The sequence below is a fragment of the Streptomyces sp. NPDC039462 genome, assembly GCF_055639375.1.
In genome coordinates, this window is the sequence record NZ_JBVKAO010000002.1 from 646,078 (window position 1) to 662,714 (window position 16,637).

Annotated in this window: 18 protein-coding genes and 1 tRNA gene; 10 read left to right on the forward strand and 9 right to left on the reverse strand. The window is 71.8% G+C overall.

Annotated features, from left to right (window positions below; genetic code table 11):
- Positions 1 to 113: 113 nt before the first annotated feature.
- The 6 genes from ACZ7LU_RS13435 to ACZ7LU_RS13460 form a co-directional block, all read right to left on the reverse strand.
- Complete coding sequence (locus ACZ7LU_RS13435) at positions 114 to 1,406, reverse strand: HD-GYP domain-containing protein (protein WP_468564161.1); 1,293 nt, start codon at positions 1,404 to 1,406, stop codon at positions 114 to 116.
- Positions 1,403 to 2,758, reverse strand: coding sequence for an HD-GYP domain-containing protein (locus ACZ7LU_RS13440; protein ID WP_471916758.1), 1,356 nt, complete (start codon positions 2,756 to 2,758; stop codon positions 1,403 to 1,405). The genes ACZ7LU_RS13435 and ACZ7LU_RS13440 overlap by 4 nt, the downstream gene beginning before the upstream one ends.
- A 129-nt stretch (positions 2,759 to 2,887) precedes the next feature.
- Positions 2,888 to 3,196 carry a mycothiol system anti-sigma-R factor gene (gene rsrA, locus ACZ7LU_RS13445; RefSeq protein WP_362996335.1) on the reverse strand — a complete coding sequence of 103 codons (309 nt, stop codon included), beginning with the start codon at positions 3,194 to 3,196 and terminating at the stop codon, positions 2,888 to 2,890.
- On the reverse strand, positions 3,193 to 3,876 hold the full coding sequence (locus ACZ7LU_RS13450) for a sigma-70 family RNA polymerase sigma factor (RefSeq protein ID WP_398300999.1): 684 nt from the start codon (positions 3,874 to 3,876) through the stop codon (positions 3,193 to 3,195). The genes rsrA and ACZ7LU_RS13450 overlap by 4 nt, the downstream gene beginning before the upstream one ends.
- Before the next feature lie 231 nt (positions 3,877 to 4,107).
- On the reverse strand, positions 4,108 to 4,746 hold the full coding sequence (locus tag ACZ7LU_RS13455; protein WP_471149569.1) for an alpha/beta hydrolase family protein: 639 nt from the start codon (positions 4,744 to 4,746) through the stop codon (positions 4,108 to 4,110).
- A gap of 21 nt (positions 4,747 to 4,767) precedes the next feature.
- Positions 4,768 to 5,583, reverse strand: a complete 816-nt coding sequence (locus ACZ7LU_RS13460; RefSeq protein WP_398300997.1) for an SOS response-associated peptidase — start codon at positions 5,581 to 5,583, stop codon at positions 4,768 to 4,770.
- 49 nt (positions 5,584 to 5,632) lie between these two features.
- Between ACZ7LU_RS13460 and ACZ7LU_RS13465 the strand changes: the two genes are divergently transcribed.
- The 4 genes from ACZ7LU_RS13465 to ACZ7LU_RS13480 all read left to right on the forward strand — a co-directional run bounded on the left by ACZ7LU_RS13465 (position 5,633) and on the right by ACZ7LU_RS13480 (position 9,199).
- On the forward strand, positions 5,633 to 6,355 hold the full coding sequence (locus tag ACZ7LU_RS13465) for a M50 family metallopeptidase (protein WP_468311300.1): 723 nt from the start codon (positions 5,633 to 5,635) through the stop codon (positions 6,353 to 6,355).
- A gap of 32 nt (positions 6,356 to 6,387) precedes the next feature.
- Positions 6,388 to 7,737 (forward strand): 3-phosphoshikimate 1-carboxyvinyltransferase, encoded by a 1,350-nt coding sequence (gene aroA / locus ACZ7LU_RS13470; protein ID WP_470981408.1) that lies wholly within the window; start codon positions 6,388 to 6,390, stop codon positions 7,735 to 7,737.
- A gap of 16 nt (positions 7,738 to 7,753) precedes the next feature.
- Positions 7,754 to 8,764 carry a ribosome small subunit-dependent GTPase A gene (gene rsgA / locus ACZ7LU_RS13475; protein WP_398300991.1) on the forward strand — a complete coding sequence of 337 codons (1,011 nt, stop codon included), beginning with the start codon at positions 7,754 to 7,756 and terminating at the stop codon, positions 8,762 to 8,764.
- A gap of 111 nt (positions 8,765 to 8,875) precedes the next feature.
- Positions 8,876 to 9,199: a DMT family transporter gene (locus ACZ7LU_RS13480; RefSeq protein WP_398300989.1), complete on the forward strand. Its 324-nt coding sequence runs from the start codon at positions 8,876 to 8,878 to the stop codon at positions 9,197 to 9,199.
- An 8-nt stretch (positions 9,200 to 9,207) separates the two neighbouring features.
- Here the strand turns inward: ACZ7LU_RS13480 and ACZ7LU_RS13485 are convergent, their stop codons facing one another.
- A complete protein-coding gene (locus ACZ7LU_RS13485; RefSeq protein ID WP_468311302.1) occupies positions 9,208 to 9,813 on the reverse strand; it encodes a TetR/AcrR family transcriptional regulator in 606 nt (201 codons plus the stop codon).
- Positions 9,814 to 9,974: 161 nt separating this feature from the next.
- Here ACZ7LU_RS13485 and hisN point away from each other — a divergent pair, with 161 nt between their 5' ends.
- Positions 9,975 to 10,775: a histidinol-phosphatase gene (gene hisN / locus ACZ7LU_RS13490; protein ID WP_398300985.1), complete on the forward strand. Its 801-nt coding sequence runs from the start codon at positions 9,975 to 9,977 to the stop codon at positions 10,773 to 10,775.
- A gap of 197 nt (positions 10,776 to 10,972) precedes the next feature.
- Positions 10,973 to 11,380 carry a cyclic nucleotide-binding/CBS domain-containing protein gene (locus ACZ7LU_RS13495; protein WP_398300983.1) on the forward strand — a complete coding sequence of 136 codons (408 nt, stop codon included), beginning with the start codon at positions 10,973 to 10,975 and terminating at the stop codon, positions 11,378 to 11,380.
- 66 nt (positions 11,381 to 11,446) lie between these two features.
- Here ACZ7LU_RS13495 and ACZ7LU_RS13500 read toward each other — a convergent pair whose 3' ends face one another.
- Positions 11,447 to 12,916 carry a catalase gene (locus ACZ7LU_RS13500; protein WP_471916759.1) on the reverse strand — a complete coding sequence of 490 codons (1,470 nt, stop codon included), beginning with the start codon at positions 12,914 to 12,916 and terminating at the stop codon, positions 11,447 to 11,449.
- Between the two features lie 139 nt (positions 12,917 to 13,055).
- Here ACZ7LU_RS13500 and ACZ7LU_RS13505 point away from each other — a divergent pair, with 139 nt between their 5' ends.
- From ACZ7LU_RS13505 to ACZ7LU_RS13520, 4 genes are all read left to right on the forward strand, one after another.
- On the forward strand, positions 13,056 to 13,472 hold the full coding sequence (locus ACZ7LU_RS13505; RefSeq protein WP_362996355.1) for a Fur family transcriptional regulator: 417 nt from the start codon (positions 13,056 to 13,058) through the stop codon (positions 13,470 to 13,472).
- 163 nt (positions 13,473 to 13,635) lie between these two features.
- Positions 13,636 to 14,412 carry an ABC transporter ATP-binding protein gene (locus ACZ7LU_RS13510; protein WP_471916760.1) on the forward strand — a complete coding sequence of 259 codons (777 nt, stop codon included), beginning with the start codon at positions 13,636 to 13,638 and terminating at the stop codon, positions 14,410 to 14,412.
- Positions 14,409 to 15,299: an ABC transporter permease gene (locus ACZ7LU_RS13515; protein WP_471916761.1), complete on the forward strand. Its 891-nt coding sequence runs from the start codon at positions 14,409 to 14,411 to the stop codon at positions 15,297 to 15,299. Before ACZ7LU_RS13510 ends, ACZ7LU_RS13515 begins: the two co-directional genes overlap by 4 nt.
- Positions 15,300 to 15,343: 44 nt before the next feature.
- Positions 15,344 to 16,483 carry an ABC transporter substrate-binding protein gene (locus ACZ7LU_RS13520; protein WP_471917067.1) on the forward strand — a complete coding sequence of 380 codons (1,140 nt, stop codon included), beginning with the start codon at positions 15,344 to 15,346 and terminating at the stop codon, positions 16,481 to 16,483.
- Positions 16,484 to 16,557: 74 nt separating this feature from the next.
- Here ACZ7LU_RS13520 and ACZ7LU_RS13525 read toward each other — a convergent pair.
- Positions 16,558 to 16,631, reverse strand: a tRNA-Met gene (locus tag ACZ7LU_RS13525).
- Positions 16,632 to 16,637 lie beyond the last annotated feature (6 nt).

Sequence of the window (16,637 nt, forward strand, 5' to 3'; positions counted from 1 at the left end):
ACGTCATGCGTAGGTCTTGTCTCGTCCGGGCGCAGCGTCGGGTCCGTACCCCCGTGCACCCTCTTCTTCGCATCCAACCACGTACGGTCGGACGGCCGCTCATTACCCATGGGTTACCCAGCCGGGCTCGAGGTAAGGCCGTCCCTGGACAGCACCCGGGCCAGCGACTCCACGACCTCCGGCTGATAGTCGTGGCCCGTGGCCAGGCGCAGCCTCTCCAGGGCGTGGAGCGGGCCGCCCAGCGCCCCTGAGGGTCCTTCTCCCCGCGCCATCTCGTCGTACGCGTTCGCCGTCCGCACAATACGTGCGGTGAGCGGCTGCTCGCGGTACGGGTCGGCCTGCCGCTCCACGACGACGGCGACCGCGGCGGCCACCCCCGTCTGCCGGACGACCGCTCCACCGAGCAGGGCTATTCGGCGCTGTTCCGCCGGGGAGAGCGTCGCGGTGGCGCCCGCGGGGACGGGGTCGACGAGGGACAGCTGCCCGATGTCGTGCATCAGCGCCGCGTGCTCCAGGACGGTGAGGTCCGCCTCGGAGAGCCCGAGGTCCCGCCCCACGGCCCGGCTGAGACCGGCCACCCGGTGGGCGTGGCCCTGCGGGGTGTAGCCGGCGATCTCGGTGGCCCTGGCCAGGGAGGCCATGGTCTGCCGGTAGGTCGCACGGACCGCCGCGTACCGCCGGAAGGACAGCTGGGTGAGCAGCAGCGGGAGGCTGAGGACGGGCAGCGCCCACAGGCCGGCCACGGCCACCGCGAGCGCCATGACGGCGCCCGTCGCGCACACGGCGGAGCCGATGCCGGGCATCGCCCGCAGCTCCTCCCGCAGCAGCTGCCCGAACGGCCAGCGGGTCCGCGCGTGGGCCGTCACGGCGGCGAGGACGGCGTCGCAGAGCGCGGTGAGGACGAGCAGGGCGACGATGACGAGCGCGAAGTACGGCCCGTGCCCCACCTTCCCCCACAGCCCTGACGGCATCGAGGGCTCCCCCACCCCGAGCCTGCCGGAGTTGTAGAGGGGCTGGAAGCACGCGGCCGCGAACCCGACGGTCAGCACCCGGCGCGCCATGTGGTCCAGCGAGGGCCCGCGGCCGAGCGCCACGTTCGGCACCGCTCCGACCAGGGCCGCCGCGACGACCACGGCGATCACCTGCGGCACCCCGTGGTGCGTGGCCTGCCCTGAGCTCTCACCGAGAAGGGCGTACGCAAGTGCACCGGCGGCGCCGAGCGGCGCGGGTTCCCGGTCCTCGCCGCTCCCCCACCGGGCCAGCTCGCCGAGGGCGATGAGCACCCCGAAGGCGAGCGCGGTCCGGCCTTCGGTGATGCCGTGCCAGAGGGTCCAGGCGAGGGAGAGGAGGGCGAGCAGTCCGGCCAGGCAGGTGACCGTGTGAGGGAGCCGGGAGGGGGCCTTCACCGGGCCACCGGGCGGAACGCGGCGGGCCGGGCGGGCACGGCGGGCGCGGGTCCCTGCGGCCCGCCGCCGCCCTGCTCGGGCACGTCCGCCGTGACCTCGGGGTGCCAGCCGTGCCGGTCCAGGGCGCGGGCGAGCGCCCCGACCATCTCGGGGTCGAACTGCGCGCCCGCGCACCGGGTGAGCTCGGCGACGGCCGCCTCGACGGGCCGGGCCCGCCGGTAGGACCGGGTCGACGTCATGGCGTCGAACGCGTCGGCCACCGCCACCACCCGCGCGGACTCCGGGATCTGCGGCCCGGTGAGCCCGTACGGGTAGCCGCTGCCGTCGATCCGCTCGTGGTGGTGCAGGATCGCCGCCCTGGCCTCGCCGAGGAAGCCGATGCCGCGCACCATCTCGTGCCCGTACTCGGGGTGCAGTTCGATGACGCGGCGCTCCTCGGGCGTCAGCGGCCCGTCCTTCCGCAACAGCCGGGTGGGCACGCCGAGTTTGCCGACGTCGTGCAGGATGCCGGCGAACCGCAGGACCTCGACGCGCTCGTCGTCCATGCCCAGCTCGCGCGCGATCATCACGGAGGCGCGGCCGACGCGCTCACTGTGCCCACGGGTGTACTTGTCCTTGATGTCGACGGCCTGGACGAGCGCGCGGATGGTGGCCTGGTGGGCGGCGCGCTCGCGGTGGTACTGCGCGAAGACCCAGCAGGAGACGCCCATCGGGAGCAGGACGAGCAGTGCGGCGGCGGGGCCGTACGGGCTGGTCCAGAGCACCGCCATCATCAGTCCGGCGAGTCCGTGCACGGCGACGGGCGCGAGCGCGCGCGGGAAGAGCCCTCGCCAGGCGGTCCGCGCGGGGACGCGCTCGGCGGTCAGGAGGACGCCGCCGTCCAGCACGGTGAGCACGGCGGAGAAGGCCAGCACGGCGGCTCCGGCGGGCCCGAGGACGTACGGGAAGTCGGGTGCGGCACTGGCGGCGGGGCCGCCGAGGGCGGCATAGAGCCGGGCGGACACCCAGGCGGCCAGGGCGAGTTGGGCGGCGCGCCAGACGCGGCGCAGCCCGCGGGGGTGCCGGTCGACGCGGGCGAGCAGCGCGCCGGGGACGGCGACGAGCGCGGCGGCCGACGGCGGCAGCAGGAAGACCCCGGCGAGCAGGACGGGAAAGAAGGTGCCGAGTCCGCGTGGGGCCCGGCGGCCGACGAAGCGGCAACGGGTGATCTGCTCGCATCCGGCGTAGAGCACGGAGAGGAGGGCGACGGCCGGCCACGACGGGCGCTCGGCGGCCGCGGGGACGGCGCAGGCGACGCCGGCCAGGGCGACGCACAGGATGTAGACGCGGGCCCGCACCGGCACCGACCGCATGGAGGTCTCCTCCCCGTTTCCGGTCCGGAGACTAGAACGGCGGTCTCCCGGCCAGCGCCCGGCTGCCGGTAATTAGCACGTTCGAGTGACGGGAGAGGAGAGCGGGGCCCGTGAGCGGACCCCGCGTCATCAGGCCTCCGAGGGGGCCGCGTCCTGGGTGACGTCCTGCTCGGGGACGGCCTGCCCGGAGCGGATCAGGTCGATGCGGCCCATCACCTTGGCCCGCAGGTCGACGGGTACGTCGTCCTGGCCGCAGCAGCGCTTCACCAGCTTCTTGACCGCCTGCTCGAGGCCGTACTTCTCCAGGCACGGAGAGCACTCCTCGAAGTGCGTCTCGAACTTGGTGCAGTCGCTGTCCGGCATCTCGTGGTCGAGGAACTCGTAGAGATGGTCCAGGACTTCACTGCAGTCAGTCTCGTGCGGCTCTCCGCAGCTCATGAGCCCGAGCCTTTCGTTCCGTTCGACTCCCCGGCACCTGCCGGGACGAGCCCGCGCTCGCGGGCGTAGTCCTCCAGCATGCCGCGCAGTTGGCGGCGGCCCCGGTGCAGTCGGGACATCACCGTACCGATGGGTGTCCCCATAATGTCCGCGATCTCCTTGTACGCAAAGCCCTCTACGTCGGCCAGATAGACGGCGATGCGGAATTCCTCGGGGATCGCCTGCAGCGCCCGCTTCACGTCCGAGTCGGGCAGGTGGTCCAGCGCCTGCGACTCGGCGGAGCGCAGACCGGTGGACATGTGCGACTCGGCGCGGGCGAGCTGCCAGTCCTCGATCTCCTCGGCGGCGCTGCGCTGGGGCTCGCGCTGCTTCTTGCGGTACGAGTTGATGAACGTGTTGGTGAGGATGCGGTACAGCCACGCCTTGAGGTTGGTGCCCTCACGGAACTGGTGGAACGACGCGTACGCCTTGGCGTAGGTCTCCTGCACCAGGTCCTCGGCGTCCGCCGGGTTGCGCGTCATGCGCAGCGCCGCCGAGTACATCTGGTCGAGGAACGTCAGCGCGTCCCGCTCGAAGCGGGCCGTGCGCTCCGCGGCCGTCTCGGACTTCTCCGAACTCTCTCGGGGCTGCTCCGCCTGGCCGTGCTCGGTCCCTGCGTCGGTCCCAGTGACCGGACCCACCTCCTCCAACGACGTGGTGAGGCCGAAAGCAGCCCCACTCGAATCGGAGGATAGACGACGACCCGCTCCCCGCGCCGCCCGAATAGATGCGGTTTTGGGTGCGCTCAGCACCGTCCACTCCAGGTCAGCGGCGCTGGAGCGGTTCGGGCAGATGGTCGAACCCATGCGGCGGACTCCCTCTCGTACGAACAGCTGCTGACGGCGTTCACCGTCTGTCCGCAACAACAGAGGTCACCCGCCCAACATTCCCGCCCACCGGGTGACGCCGTCCGTGATGCGTTTCACCGCCTCGTCCTGCCCGATGTCCGCCCGCTTGGGCACGGCGAACCCGTGGTCGCCGTACGGGATTTCCACCAGCTCGTACGCCCCTTCGGGGAACTCGGCGGGCTTCCCGAAGGGGTCGTTGCCGCCCTGGACGACGAGGGTGGGCACGCCGGCGCCGAGGAGTTCGTCGGCGCGGGACTTCTCGGGCCTGCCCGGAGGGTGCAGGGGGAAGCTGAGGGCGAGCACGGCGGCGGCGCCCAGCTCGGTGGCGGTGCGGCAGGCGACGCGGGCCCCCGCGCTGCGGCCGCCCGAGATCACCGGGAGTCCCTTCTTCTCCAGCGCGGGCCAGATGCCGCGCCATCCCGCGTCCAGCGTCTTCGGCGCGGGCGCGAGCTTCTTGCCGGCGACCCGCCAGGGCTGCTCGACGAGGGCGACGGTCACGCCGTGCGCGGGCAGCTCGGCGGCGATGGCCTGAAGGTCACGGGCCTCGATGCCGCCGCCGGCGCCGTGGCTGAGGGCGAGCAGGAGGCGCGGCTTCTCCGTGGCGGGGTACCAGGTGATCCTCGCCGTGCCGGTGTCGGTCTCGACCGTCTCGCTCTGTGTCATGTGCGTCACGTCAGAAGAGTGTCAGAAGAGTGTGCCCTCTTCGGGTCCGTCGAGCTCCTTGAGCAGCTCCGGTCCGTTGTTGCGTACGTTGCTGACGGCGGTGGACACCGGATAGGCCCGCATCAGGCCGTGCGGCGGCGGCTCCAGGAGGGTGCGCAGATCCTCGGCGTCCGTGCGGGACGGGTCGAGCCAGGCGTCCCAGCGGTCCGGTGTGAGCATCAGCGGCATGCGCGGGTGGATGTCCGCGAGCGAGCGCGGGCCCTCCTCGGGGGCGACGGCGAGGGGCGCGGTCTCCGCCTCCGTGGTGATCACCGTGCACGTCACCCACCACGCCAGGGGGTGCTCGTCGGGCAGGGTCTTGTCCCGCCAGAATTCGTAGAGCCCCGCCATGGCGAAGACCGAGCCGTCGGCGGGCGTCACGAAGTAGGGCTGCTTGCGCGGCCGCTTCTTCTTGCCCTCGACCTCCAGCTGCCGCTCCTCGGGCGCGGTCACCCACTCGTAATAGCCGTCGGCGGGGATGACACAGCGGCGGGAGGTGAAGGCCCGGCGGTAGGACGGCTTCTCGTGGACAGTCTCCGCGCGCGCGTTGATCATCCGGGCGCCGCCCTCGGGCGTCTTGGACCAGGAGGGGACGAGGCCCCACTTCAGGGTGCGCAGCTGGCGAACCGGACGCGGGTCGTCGGCGTCTTTCAGAGGACGGTCCAGGACGGCGTAGACCTCTTTGGTGGGGGCCACGTTGTAATCGGGGGCCAGCGCCTCTTCCGGCTCCCACTTCTCGATCTCGAAGATCCCCGCGAGGTCCTCGGGCCCACGACTGGATGCATACCGTCCGCACATACGTGCCAGACTGCCAGACCGCGTACGACCAGAGGAGCCACTCCCCGTAATGGAAAGCACCGCCAACGCAAGCCTGACCGACCTCTGGGACCGCGTCTTCGGCACGCAGGCGGCGCCCGAGCAGTGGCTGGTGATCGCGGCCGGCGTCGTCGCCCTCGCCGTCGTCGTGCCGCACTCCATATGGCGCCTCGCCCGCAACGCCATCACCATCGCGCACGAGGGCGGCCATGGCCTGGTCGCCCTCCTCACCGGGCGCCGCCTCGACGGCATCCGGCTGCACTCCGACACCTCGGGCCTGACCGTCTCGCGCGGCAGGCCCACCGGCATCGGCATGATCCTCACCGCGGCCGCGGGCTACACCGCGCCGCCGCTGCTCGGCCTCGGCGGCGCGGCCCTGCTCGCCTCGGGCCGCATCACGGCGTTCCTGTGGATCGCGACCGCGCTGCTCGTCGTGATGCTGGTGATGATCCGCAACGCGTACGGCGCCCTGACGGTGATCCTCACCGGCGGCACGTTCCTGCTCGTGTCGTGGCTGGCCGACACCGATGTGCAGGCGGCGTTCGCGTACGCGGTGGTGTGGTTCCTGCTCCTGGGAGGCGTACGTCCCGCCTTCGAGCTGCAGGCCAAGCGCAGGCGCGGGGGCGCGGGCGACTCGGACGCGGACCAGCTGTCGCGGCTCACGCACGTCCCGGCGGGGCTGTGGCTCTTCCTCTTCCACGCCGTCTCGCTCTGTGCCCTGATGGGCGGGGGGCGCTGGCTCCTCGACGTCTGAGCAGGGTCACCCACAGCCACTAAAGTAAAGGCATGACCGAAACCCCGGCGAACACCGCCCTCTGGCCCGCCCCGCACGCAAGCGGAGCCGTCACCGCGACGGTCCACGTCCCCGGTTCGAAGTCGGTCACCAACCGCGCGTTGGTCCTGGCCGCGCTGGCCGCCGAGCCGGGCTGGCTGCGCCGCCCGCTGCGCTCCCGCGACACCCTCCTGATGGCGGGCGCGCTGCGCGCCATGGGCGTCGGCATCGAGGAGACCGTGTCGTCGAGCTCCTCGGTCGCGGGCGGCAAGGAGGGCTCAGGCGAGGCGTGGCGCGTGATCCCCTCGGGCCTGCACGGCCCGGCCACGGTCGACGTCGGCAACGCCGGCACGGTCATGCGCTTCCTGCCCCCGGTCGCCACTCTCGCCGACGGGCCGATCCGGTTCGACGGCGACCCCCGTTCGTACGAGCGGCCCCTGCACGGCGTGATCGACGCCCTGCGCGCACTCGGCGCCCGCATCGACGACGCCTCGCACGGCAGCCCGGGCGCCCTGCCGCTGACCGTGCACGGCGGCGGTGCCCTGGAGGGCGGCCGGGTCGAGATCGACGCCTCGTCCTCCTCGCAGTTCGTCAGCGCCCTGCTGCTCTCGGGCCCGGGCTTCAACCAGGGCGTGGAGGTGCGGCACGTGGGCGGCACCCTGCCGTCGATGCCGCACATCCGGATGACCGTGGACATGCTCCGCGCCGTCGGCGCCCAGGTGGACACCCCCGAGGCGGGCGGCGAGCCGGACGTGTGGCGGGTCGCCCCCGGCGCCCTCCTCGGCCGCGACCTGACCATCGAGCCCGACCTGTCGAACGCCCAGCCGTTCCTCGCCGCGGCCCTGGTCACCGGCGGCACGGTCACCGTCCCGGACTGGCCGGCCCGCACCACGCAGCCCGGTGACGCGCTGCGCGAGATCTTCACGGAGATGGGCGGCTCCTGCGAGCTGACCGAGCAGGGCCTGGTCTTCACCGGGTCCGGCTCGATCCACGGCATCGACGTGGACCTGAGCGAGGTCGGCGAGCTCACTCCCGGCATCGCGGCGGTCGCGGCCCTCGCCGACTCGCCCTCGACACTGCGCGGCGTCGCCCACCTCCGTCTGCACGAGACGGACCGGCTTGCCGCGCTCACCAAGGAGATCAACGAACTGGGCGGTGACGTCACCGAGACGGCCGACGGCCTGCACATCCGGCCGCGCCGGCTGCACGGCGGCATCTTCCACACCTACGACGACCACCGCATGGCGACCGCGGGCGCGATCATCGGCCTCGCGGTGGACGGCGTACAGATCGAGAACGTCGCGACGACGGCGAAGACGCTCCCGGACTTCCCCGACCTCTGGACCGGGATGCTCGGGAACTGACGGGCGGAACGAGAACATGCGCCGCTACGGCAAGAACCCCGACGAGGACGACATCCGCGTCCGCCCCAACCGCAAGGGCAACCGCCCCCGCACCCACATCAGGCCCAAGCACGAGGACGCGGCCGAGGGCATGGTCCTCACCGTCGACCGGGGGCGGCTGACCGTCCTGGTCGACGACCGGATCGTGATGGCGATGAAGGCCCGCGAGCTGGGCCGCAAGGCCGCCGTGGTGGGCGACAGGGTCGCGGTGGTCGGGGACCTGTCCGGCAAGAAGGACACGCTCGCGCGGATCGTGCGGATCGCGGAGCGCACCTCCGTCCTGCGGCGCACCGCCGACGACGACGATCCCTACGAGCGCGTGGTCGTCGCCAACGCCGACCAGCTCGCCATCGTCACGGCCCTCGCCGACCCCGAGCCGCGTCCGCGGCTGATCGACCGGTGCGTCGTGGCGGCGTACGACGGCGGTCTGGAGCCCATCCTCGTCCTGACCAAGTCGGACCTGGCCTCCGCCGACAAGCTCCTGGAGACGTACGCCACCCTCGACATCCCCTATGTCGTCACCAGCCGCGAGGAGTTCACCGACGGCGCGGAGCTCGCGCGGGTCCACGAACTGCTCGACGGCAAGGTGACCGCCTTCGTCGGGCACTCCGGGGTCGGCAAGACGACGCTCGTCAACGCGCTCGTCCCGGAGGAGCGGCGGCGCACGACCGGGCACGTCAACGCGGTCACGGGCCGCGGCAGGCACACCACCACGTCCGCGCTCGCGCTGCCGCTCGCCGATGTGGGCGGCTGGGTGATCGACACCCCGGGCGTGCGCTCGTTCGGCCTCAACCACGTCGACCCGTCCCGCGTCATCCTCGCCTTCCCCGACCTGGAGCCGGGGACGGTGGACTGCCCGCGCGGCTGCAGCCACGACGAGAAGGACTGCGCCCTGGACGCCTGGGTGGCAGCCGGGCACGCGGACCCGCAGCGCCTCTACTCCCTGCGCAGGCTGCTCGCGACACGGGAACGGCGGGACGACGACTGACCTCCCCGTTGTTTGCGTCACGTCGGCGAAGGTAAATGCATAATCGCACCGAGCCGGATTCCGGGCGGACGAAGCGGCCGCACATCGTGGACGAGTACGGGAGGCAAGGACATGGCGTGGCTGCTGGTCATCGTCGCCGGGATTCTCGAGACCGGCTTCGCGGTCTGTCTCAAGCTGTCGCACGGCTTCACCAGGCTCTGGCCCACGATCGCCTTCGCCTGCTTCGCGCTGGGCAGCTTCGGGCTGCTGACCCTGGCGCTGAAGAAGCTGGACGTGGGGCCCGCGTACGCGGTCTGGACGGGCATCGGCGCCGCGGGCACCGCCATCTACGGCATGGTCTTCCTCGGCGACCTGGTCTCCACGCTCAAGATCGTGTCGATCTCCTTCGTCATCGTCGGTGTGATCGGCCTCCAGCTGTCCGGCTCCGCGCACTAGCCCGTCCGCTACCTGGCGCCGACCCAGCGCCCTATGGCCCCGCGGACCACTTCCGCGGGGTCGTCGTCGTTCCCGGCCGGGGCGACGACGTACGACAGGGCGAGGCGGACGGCGCTCTCGCAGGCGCGGGCCAGTTCGGGGTCGCGGCTCCTGGCCCGGCCGCCGAGCGCGAGCACCGCCCGGTCCCGCACGAGCGCGAGCAGCTCCGCGGCGGTGGGCACCCCCGCGTCCGCGCGGCGCTGCGCGGGCACCGACGAGGTGGAACCGGCGTTCCGGCTCGGCGCGGGCAGCCGCTCGCTCCAGCAGCCGGTGAGCGCGGCCCGCACCAGCGCGTTGCCCCGGGCGGCACCCACCGTCCACGCGGCCACGGCGGCGAGCCGGTCGGCGGGTTCGCGCTCCTCGGCGAGGGCGCGCTCCACGCCGTGCAGATAGCCGTCCGTCTCGCGCCGCAGCAGGGCGCGGGCCAGACCGTCCTTGCTGCCGAACTCGTTGTAGAGGGTCTGCCGGGACACCCCGGCGGTGGCCGCGACGTCGACCATGCGGACGCCGGGCCACGGCCGCCGTGCGAGCGCCGTGTACGCCGCGTCCAGTAAGGACTCCCGTGCTGCAGGCATCGTCGCCTCCCCGGGCCCAGGGCCGGACAGGCCCTTAGGGGCTCTCCCGTGCCAGAGTTGACGCGCTCGGCAGCACTGTCAATAGCCCCGGCGCAAGCGCCGTGCAGCGCCTCGCACCCGGCGCTGTGGATCGTGCCGAACGAGATCGATACTGTTCATCCATGCCCGACTACCACGATGATCTGCGTCTCGCCCACGTCCTCGCGGACACCGCCGACGCCGCGACCATGGCCCGGTTCAAGGCCCTCGACCTCAAGGTCGAGACCAAGCCGGACATGACGCCGGTGAGCGAGGCCGACAAGGCCGCCGAGGAGCTGATCCGTGGCAACCTCCAGCGGGCCAGGCCGCGCGACGCGATCCTCGGCGAGGAGTACGGCGTCGAGGGCACGGGCCCGCGCCGCTGGGTGATCGACCCGATCGACGGCACCAAGAACTACGTGCGCGGCGTCCCGGTGTGGGCCACCCTCATCTCCCTGATGGAGGCGGGCGAGGGCGGCTACCAGCCGGTGGTCGGCGTGGTCTCCGCGCCCGCGCTCGGCCGCCGCTGGTGGGCGGCGAAGGGCGGCGGCGCGTACACGGGCCGCTCCCTCACCTCGGCGACCCGGCTGCACGTCTCGAAGGTCTCGCGGCTCTCGGACGCCTCACTGGCGTACTCCTCGCTCTCCGGGTGGGAGGAGCAGGGCCGCCTCGACGGCTTCCTGGACCTGACGCGTTCGGTCTGGCGCACCCGTGGCTACGGCGACTTCTGGCCGTACATGATGGTCGCCGAGGGGTCGGTCGACCTCTGCGCGGAGCCGGAGCTCTCGCTCTGGGACATGGCGGCGAACGCGATCGTGGTGACGGAGGCGGGCGGCAGCTTCACCGGCCTCGACGGCAGGCCGGGCCCACACAGCGGCAACGCGGCCGCGTCGAACGGCCTGCTCCACGACGAGCTGCTCGGCTATCTCAACCAGCGCTACTGAGGTCTCACACAGCGCCACCGAGTCGAACCGCCCGAGTTGAACTGACGGCGCACGCCCCCTTGTTGGCGCCCGGCATCGCTGCAACTCTGAGAGTCCCCCCACTTGTGAACTTGTGAATCCGTTCTCCAAGCCGGTGGCGGAGGCAATCCTTCGCCCACCGGGAGACCACGGTTTCACCAAGGAGGTGGCTCACGCCCATGCTCGTCCGCGACGCCATGAGCTCGATGGTCCTCACCATCGGCCCCGCCCACACTCTCCGCCAGGCCGCCCACCTGATGGCGGCCCGCCGCGTCGGCGCGGCCGTCGTCCTGGACCCCGACACCTGTGGCATCGGCATCCTCACCGAGCGGGACATCCTCATCTCCCTGGGCCTCGGCCAGGATCCCGACCAGGAGGTCGCCGGCACCCACACGACCACCGAGATCGTCTTCGCCTGTCCCTCGTGGACCCTGGAGGACGCCGCGGACGCCATGTCGCACGGCGGCTTCCGGCACCTGGTCGTCATGGACGGGAACGAACCGACCGGGATCGTCTCGGTCCGCGACATCATCCGCTGCTGGGCGCCCGGCCGGCGCGCGGCGGCCACCGCCTCGATGGCGGGCTGAACGCGGCGGCGGGCCGGCCCCCTGAGGGAACCGGCCCGCCGCTCTGCCCACGGCAAGTGGTACTGGTCAGCCGCGCAGGGCCTGGACCGCGGCCTCCAGCCGCTTGCCGAAGTCACCGTCGGCCTGACGGAAGTTGTCGATCGCGCGCTCGGCGATGTCATCGCGCGAGACCTTGGAGATGAAGCCCGCCAGGTTCTCGATCAGGCGGACCTTCTCGTCCTCGGACATCAGGCGGTAGAGATTGCCCGCCTGCACGAAGTCGTTGTCCTCGGCGTGCCTGGCCGGCTCGTGGTCGCCGGTGCCGCCCGTGACCGGGACGGACTGCCACAGCGGCCGGTCCGTCTGGAACGGTCCGCCGAAGCTGTTCGGCTCGTAGTTCTTCGCGCCCTTGTGACGGCCGTCGTACAGGAAGCCGTCGCGGGAGTGGGTGCGCGCCTCGGTGGCGTGCGGGCGGTTCACCGGCAGGTGGTCGGCGTTGATGCCGACGCGGTAGCGGTGGGCGTCGCCGTACGCGAAGAGACGGCCCTGCAGCATCTTGTCGGGGGACGGGCCGATACCGGGCACGAAGTGCGCGGGGCTGAAGATGGCCTGCTCGACCTCGGCGAAGACGTTCTCCGGGTTGCGGTTGAGCTCCAGCTTGCCGATCTCGATCGGCGGGTAGTCCGCGTGCGGCCACACCTTCGTGAGGTCGAACGGGTTGAAGCGGTAGGTCGCCGCGTCGGCCGCCGGCATGATCTGCACCTGCACGGACCAGGACGGGAAGTCGCCGCGCTCGATGGCCTCGCGCAGGTCGCGCTGGTGCGAGTCGGGGTCCTTGCCCGCGAGGATCTCCGCCTCCTGGGCGGTGAGGTTCTTGATCCCCTGCTCGGTCTTGAAGTGGTACTTGACCCAGAAGACCTCACCGGCCTCGTTGTTCCACTGGAACGTGTGCGAGCCGAAGCCGTCCATGTGGCGGTACGAAGCGGGGATGCCGCGGTCGCCGAAGAGCCAGGTCACCTGGTGGGTGCTCTCCGGGGAGAGACCCCAGAAGTCCCAGACGTTGTCCGCCTCCTGCGAGCCCGTGTAGGGGTCGCGCTTCTGGGTGTGGATGAAGTCGGGGAACTTGATGGCGTCCCGGATGAAGAAGACCGGGGTGTTGTTGCCGACGAGGTCGTAGTTGCCCTCTTCGGTGTAGAACTTCAGCGCCCAGCCGCGCGGGTCGCGCACGGCGTCGGCCGAGCCGAGGCTGCCGGCCACGGTGGAGAACCGCAGGAACGTCTCGGTCTCCTTGCCGACCTCGGAGAGGAACTTCGCACGCGTCCACTGGGAGACGTCCCGGGTCAGCGTGAAGGTGCCGTACGCACCGGCGCCGCGGGCGTGCACGATCCGCTCCGGGATCCGCTCGCGGTTGAAGTGGGCGAGCTTCTCCAGAAGCAGCTGGTCCTGGACCAGAACCGGACCGCCGACGCCCGCGGTCTCACTGTTCTGGTTGTCGGCGACCGGCGCCCCGGCCTCCGTGGTGAGCGGTCCCTGCGTCACGTGCGCCTCCTGCGTCATTCCTGCCAGTCCTGTCCGTCGGCCCTGTCCCTTGGCGTTTGCCGTACTCGATCCTACGATGGACTTTGTCTAAGTCAAGCGAGAATCCAAAGTCACACCCGTTCGGGACTGAGGTCCCCCGCCTGTTAGGCTGGCTTCCATGAGTGACCTGTTGGAACGACTGCGCGGCCGCGGCTGGCGCATGACGGCGCAGCGGCGCGTCGTCGCCGAGGTCCTCGACGGGGACCACGTCCACCTCACGGCCGACGAGGTGCACGCCCGCGCCACGGACAAGCTGCCCGAGATCTCCCGTGCCACCGTCTACAACACCCTGGGCGAGCTCGTGAGCCTCGGCGAGATCCTCGAAGTCTCGACCGACCGCCGCGCCAAGCGGTACGACCCGAACGCGCACCGCCCCCACCAGCACCTGGTCTGCGCCCGCTGCGGCGCCATCCGCGACGTCCACCCCACGGGCAATCCCCTGGCGAGCCTCCCCGACTCGGAGCGCTTCGGCTTCACGGTCGAGGACGTGGAGGTCACGTACCGCGGCGTCTGCCCGAGCTGCGCGGCGGCGTAGCCCTTTTCCGTACGACTTTTCGTACGACTTCGAAGGCCCCCGGCACCGCGCCGGGGGCCTTCGCCGTGCGCCTCCCGGCCGGGGCCGACCCCTTCCAGAATCTGACGCCCCGTCATATTCTCTGCGGCGCCCGACATCCGCCTGCCCTCCGCGAGGAGAAGCCGTGGAAGATCCGCACCCCAAACTCCGCGCCCACGCAGTGACCAGGACCTTCGGCCGAGCCGCCAGGGCGGTGCACGCCCTCGGCCCCGTCGACCTGGAGATCGCCCCCGGCGAGTTCACCTGCCTCGTCGGCCCCTCGGGCTGCGGGAAGTCGACCCTCCTCCGCATCGCCGCCGGCCTCCTGCGCCCCGGCTCCGGCGAGCTGACCATCCGCACGGCCGCCCGCCACCCGGTCGCGATGATCTTCCAGGACTACGGCATCTACGACTGGAAGACCGTCCGGGCCAACGTCCGCTTCGGCATGGACATCCAGAAGGTCCCCCGCCGCGAGGCGAACGCGCGCGCCACGGACTGGCTGACCCGCATGGGCCTCGCCGACTTCGCCGACGCCTACCCAACCGCCCTCTCCGGAGGCATGCGCCAGCGCGTCGCGATCGCCCGCGCGCTGGCAGTGGAGCCCGAGATCCTCCTGATGGATGAGCCCTTCGCCGCCCTCGACGCCCAGCTCCGCGTCATCCTCCAGGATGAGCTGCTCGCCCTCACACAGACCACTCGGACCACGACGCTGTTCGTCACCCACAGCCTCGAAGAGGCGATCGTCCTGGGCGACCGCGTCCTCGTGATGTCGGCTCGGCCCGGCCGCGTCATCGCCGAGCGCCGCCCGCCGTTCCCGCACCCCCGCGGCGGCGAGATCCGTACCGCACCCGAGTTCACCGCCCTGAAGGGCGAGCTGTGGGAGCTGCTGCGGGCCGAGGTCGGCACGGCGGCCGCGGCATGACCAGGACCACGAGCACCACCCCGACCACCGGCAAGAGTCCCGCCCCTCAAGAGGGCCTGCTGGTCAGAAAGCCCGGCCCGCAGGAGCTGCACCCCGCCCGCGCCCATCGCCGCCGCCGCGCCCTGGAACTGTCGCTCGCCGTGGGCGTGCCCGCTGCCCTCCTCCTGCTGTGGCAGCTGGCCGCCGTCCGCGGCTGGATCGACGACCGCGTCTACCCGGCGCCGCAGACCATCCTGGAGGACGGCTGGCACCGCGCCGCCGACGGCGAGCTGTGGCCGGACGTGTGGGCCACGCTGAAGCGCGTGCTCGCCGGATACGCGATCGGCACGGCCGCCGGGTACGCGCTGGGCCTCCTCATGGGCACGCTCTCCGTAGTACGGGCCGCGCTGGAGCCCACGCTCGACGCGCTGTACGTCGTCCCGAAGCTGGCGCTCCTCCCCGTCTTCCTCAACATGTTCGGGCTCGGCGAGGGCCCGCAGATCGCGCTCGTCGCCGCCACGGTCTTCTTCTTCGTCTGGATCTCGACGATGGCGGCGGTCCTCGCGGTCCCGTCGGGACACCGGGACGCGGGTCAGGTCTTCGGCGCCTCGCCCTGGCAGATGTTCCGCCACGTCCTGTTGCCCGCGTCCCTGCCCGCCGTCCTGGTCGGCGCGCGGATCGCCGCGGGCGTCGCCGTCCTGGTGATCGTCGCATCGGAGCAGATCGCGGCGGCCGACGGCCTCGGCCACCTGATCTTCGACTCGCGCGCCCTCTTCCAGAACGACGTGATGTTCGTCGGCATCGTCTGCGTCGCCCTGCTCGGCGTCGTCTTCTCCGAGCTGGTGCGGATCGCGGGCCGCCTGCTCACCCCCTGGGCCCCGCGCGACCGCGGCCGGAGCCAGTCATGACACGTATCCGGACCACCGCCTCGACGCGTATCCGCACCACCGCCATGACACATATCCGCACCACCTCGCTCACGCTGCTCGTCGCGGGCTCGCTGCTCGCCGCCGCGGGCTGCGCGGAGAACGACGACGACCCGGAGACCGCCGCGCCCACCGGGCCCCGCACGGTCACCCCGGTGGCCGGCTGCGGCAAGGGCAGCTGGACCGACCCCGCCGGCCTGTCCCCCGACCGCAGACCGGCCCGCTGCGCCCCGAACACACCCGCGCCCGAGCCGCTCGCGGAGGAGCGCCGCCTGACGATCGCGACCGGCACCCTGAGCGCCGAATACGTCGGCCCCCTTCAAATGGCCGTGGAAAAGGGCGAGTTCAAGAAGGAGGGCCTGAATGTCGAACTGAAGGTGCTGCCCACCCCCGACGCGCTCCCCCTCCTCGCCAAGGGCGACCTCGACGCCCAGTGGGCGGCCCCGGAAGCCGCCGTGATGAACGGCGTCTCCAGCGGATTCGACATCAAGTGGACGGCCGGCAACTTCTCCCCCGACCCCCGCTCGAAGAGCGGCCTTTGGGTACGGCTGAAGGAGAACGAGACCGCGGACCGGGTCCCCATGGCGGGCCGCAGGCTCGGCACGATGATCGGCAAGGGGTCCGTCATCGCGTACCCCATGAACAAGGCCCTGAAAAAGCACGGCGGCGACCTCGACAAGATCCGGTTCCAGCAGCTGGACTCGGCCGACGTCCTCACCGCCCTCCAGAACGGCGGCATCGACTCGGCCTGGCTGCTCGACCCGGTCTGGCGCAAGGTCGACGGTGACAAGGGGTACGCGTTCCTGGGCGGCCAGCCCCAGGGCGAGCCGCTGGGCGGCCTCCTCTTCGGCCCGAACCTCCTCAGGGAGGACCCGGACGCGGGCGTCGCCCTGCTGCGCGCGTACATCCGCACGGTGAACACGTACTTCGCGGGTGACTACAAGGCCGACAAGGCCTTCGCTGCGAAGCTCGCACAGCTCCTGGAGACGGACGAGCAGGTGCTGCTCGCCACGCCGTCCCTCCGCATGGACTGGGAGATCCGCGCGGGCACGACGGACCGCCTGCAGGACGCGTACCGCGCGGCGGGCGTCTCGGAGGGGGCCAAGGTGCCGGAGGAGAAGGTGGTGGACCGCGCGCTGTACGAGGAGGCGGTGGGCCACAAGTAGCGCCGCGCGAGGCGCGGGCGCAGACAACGCCGAAGGCCCGGAACCATGATCTGGTTCCGGGCCTTCGGTTTCAGTAGCGGGGACAGGATTTGAACCTGCGACCTCTGGGTTATGAGCCCAGCGAGCTACCGAGCTGCTCCACCCCGCGTCGGTA